Below are 1,942 nucleotides of genomic sequence, written 5' to 3'. Positions count from 1 at the left end.
CACCCTGGTCTTCGACCACCCCACCGTCACCGCCCTCGCCGTGTTCCTCGGCCAGAAGCTCCTCGGCGAGCGGGAACGCCAGGCGCCCGTGGTGATCAGGGCCGCCGCCGACGGCGACGACCCGATCGCCGTCGTCGCCATGGGCTGCCGCTTCCCCAGCGGCATCGGCTCCCCAGAGGAGCTGTGGCGGGCCCTCACCGACGAGGCGGACCTCATCGGCCCGTTCCCCGTGGACCGGGGCTGGCCCCTGCACCGGCTCCACGACCCCGACGGGGCCGCACCGGACTCCAGTTACGTCGACCACGGCGGTTTCCTCTCCGACGCCGCCCTCTTCGACCCGGCGTTCTTCAACATCTCGCCGCGCGAGGCGCCGGCGATGGACCCCCAGCAGCGGCTCCTGCTGGAGACCTCGTGGGAGGCCCTGGAGCGGGCCGCGATCGACCCGTCGACCCTGCGCGGCAGCCGTACGGGCGTCTATGTGGGCGTCAGCGAACAGGGCCACACGGCACGGTTGCTGGACGCGGCCACCGACGTCGAGGGCTACTTCGCCACCGGTGCCGCCGCCAGCGTCGCCTCCGGCCGCATCGCGTACACGCTCGGCCTGGAGGGCCCGGCGGTCACCGTGGACACGGCCTGCTCGTCCTCCCTCGTCGCCCTCCACCTCGCCGTGCAGGCGCTACGGGCGGGGGAGTGCGACCTCGCGCTCGCCGGCGGAGCGACCGTCATGTCCGAACCCGCCTCCTTCGTGGGCTTCAGCCGCCAGCAGGCCCTCGCCCGCGACGGCCGCAGCAAGTCCTTCGCCGCCGCGGCCGACGGCTTCGCCCTCGGCGAGGGCGCGGCGGTGCTGGTGGTGGAACGGTTGTCGGACGCCCGCCGCAACGGTCATCCGGTGCTGGCGGTGGTGCGGGGTTCGGCGGTCAACCAGGACGGTGCGTCGAACGGCCTGACGGCGCCGAACGGCCCCTCCCAACAGCGTGTCATCCTCGACGCGTTGGCAGGCGCGGGCCTGTCGCCTGCGGACGTGGACGCGGTCGAGGCGCACGGGACCGGCACCCGGCTCGGTGACCCGATCGAGGCGCACGCGCTCCTCGCGACGTATGGGCAGGACCGTGAACGACCGCTGTATCTGGGGTCGTTGAAGTCGAACATCGGGCACGCCCAGGCGGCGGCGGGTGTGGCGGGCGTCATCAAGACGGTCCTGGCCCTGCGGCACGGGACGCTGCCCCGCACCCTCCACGTGGACGAGCCGACGCCCGAGGTGGACTGGTCGGCCGGCGCGGTGGAACTGCTCACGGAGAACCGCCCCTGGCCGGACACCGGCCGTCCGCGCCGGGCGGGCGTGTCGGCCTTCGGGATCAGCGGCACCAACGCCCATGTCGTCCTCGAACAACCCGACACACCCGCACAGCCGAACCCCCAGCCCGTCACGGAGCCGGTGCTGTTGCCGGAGTCGGTGCCGGAGTCCGAGAGCGCGGAGCAGGGACCGTCCGTCGTCCCGCTCGTCCTGTCCGCCCACGACGACGCGGCCCTGCGCGCCCAGGCGGCCCGATACGCCGCCTTCCTGGCCGAGCGCCCCGACGTACGGCTGCCCGACCTGGCGCTCTCGCTCGCCACCACCCGAGCGGTCCTGCCCACCGCCACCGTCCTCACGGCCACGGACCCCGACGAGCTCCACCAGGCACTCACGGGCCTCGCCGAGGCCGGAGCCACCACGACCGACTCGCCCGCGGGCGGTGGTCTGGCGGTGGTGTTCTCGGGTCAGGGTTCGCAGCGGGTGGGGATGGGGCGTGGTCTGTATGAGGCGTTCCCGGTGTTCGCGGCTGCGTTTGACGAGGTGTGCGGGGCCTTTGAGGGGTTGTTGCCGGGGTCCTTGAAGGAGGTCGTGTTCGAGGGCCCTGCTGAGGTGTTGGAGTCCACCGGTTGGGCGCAGCCTGCTCTGTTC

The 1,942-nt window shown here is 73.3% G+C and carries 1 protein-coding gene; it reads left to right on the top strand.

Translation table 11 applies throughout. The features are described from left to right. The coding region (locus AOK23_RS38900) for a type I polyketide synthase (protein ID WP_206336417.1) at positions 1-1,942 on the top strand (1,942 nt) is incomplete at both ends.

Origin of the sequence: Streptomyces torulosus (assembly GCF_001419765.1) — a bacterium.
GTDB lineage: Bacteria > Actinomycetota > Actinomycetes > Streptomycetales > Streptomycetaceae > Streptomyces > Streptomyces torulosus.
The sequence above is the reverse complement of the archived record's forward strand: the minus strand, read 5'-3'. Positions and strand labels throughout refer to the sequence as shown.